At 71.1% G+C, this 1,096-nt stretch carries 2 protein-coding genes; one reads left to right on the top strand and one right to left on the bottom strand.

Annotated features, from left to right (window positions below; translation table 11 throughout):
• The coding region (locus tag ACFW2E_RS45965) for a hypothetical protein (protein WP_384477900.1) at nt 1–246 on the bottom strand (246 nt) is incomplete at its 3' end.
• Between the two features lie 331 nt (nt 247–577).
• On the opposite strand from ACFW2E_RS45965, the gene ACFW2E_RS45970 reads away from it, so the two are divergent.
• The gene (locus ACFW2E_RS45970) at nt 578–1,030 is read left to right on the top strand and encodes an ATP-binding protein (protein ID WP_384477903.1); all 453 of its coding nucleotides are present in this window, start codon (nt 578–580) and stop codon (nt 1,028–1,030) included.
• The last annotated feature ends 66 nt before the right edge of the window (nt 1,031–1,096 follow it).

The raw sequence follows: 1,096 nt of genomic DNA on the forward strand, positions 1-1,096 counted from the left end.
GTCCTCGTCCTCCCCGTCCTCGTCCTCCCCGGGTTCGAAGTCGCCGTCGTCGCAGTCCCCGTCGTCGCAGTCGCCGTCCTCGGAATCCCCGTCCTCGGAGTCGCCGTCCTCCGAGTCCCCGTCGTCGCAGTCGCCGTCCTCGGAGTCCCCGTCCTCGGAATCCCCCGGTTCGCAGGCCCCGTCCTCGGAGCCCCCGACGTCCGAGCCGACCTCGGCCCCCGAGTCGGCGACGGAAGGCACGGTCACGGAGTCATTGGCCCCGGGCTCCCCGGGCTCCTCCGACACGGCCCAGCAGCCGGAGGCCACCTCCAACGCGCCGCAGCAGAACGACACGGGCAACGCTCCGGAACCGGCCGATACAGGCGGTCAGCAGAGTCAGTGAGCCACGCCCTCGATCTCCCGATCCCGAAGGACCGCAGGTGGGGGACGGTCCTTCGGTCCTCCACCGGTCCGGGCCGGCCGCTGTGTGTCCGATGTGCGCGATCGGCGAACAGCGTCCTGGACTGCGACGCCGCGCTCGGGGTACGAGCACTGGTGCAGCAGAGACCGGCCAGACCGGGTTCCGAGAGAGAAACGCATGACCGAACACCTGGACGGGGCAGTGATACCTACTGGTTTCGACGTGCCCGTGGAACCGCTCCGGCGGGCGGCCCACTACACCGGCGAACCGGGATGCATCGCCGAGGCACGGACCTTCGCCGCGCGCTTCCTCGAGCAGCTCAGGACAGAGTGGTGCGCCGCCATCGACGACCGCGCCGACGGCGAGCTGCTGCTGGTGGTCAGCGAATTGGTCACCAACGCGGACCGGCACAGCAACGGCCCGTACATCCTGGAACTGGAGGGCACGGACACCGCCGTCGCCGTGTGCGTCTACGACAGCAGTGTCGCGCTGCCCCGGCGCTTCCCCAGGGACCCGCAGAGGATCGGACGGCACGGTCTGGAGATCGTGCACGCCCTGGCCTCGGAGGTGACCGCAGAACGCATACCGGTCGGCAAGCGGGTGCGCGCGCTGGTGAACCTCGCCCACTGAGCGTCCGCGGGGAACGGCGTCCCGGACGTGTGCCGAGAGCCGGGGAAGGGCCGGGCCGTCCCGGGC

The organism is Streptomyces sp. NPDC058964 (assembly GCF_042741275.1).
Taxonomy (GTDB): domain Bacteria; phylum Actinomycetota; class Actinomycetes; order Streptomycetales; family Streptomycetaceae; genus Streptomyces.

Bases quoted from the DNA above. Each gene is read 5' to 3' on its own strand.
- ACFW2E_RS45970 (WP_384477903.1), top strand. From the start codon at position 578: ATGACCGAACACCTGGACGGGGCAGTGATACCTACTGGTTTCGACGTG.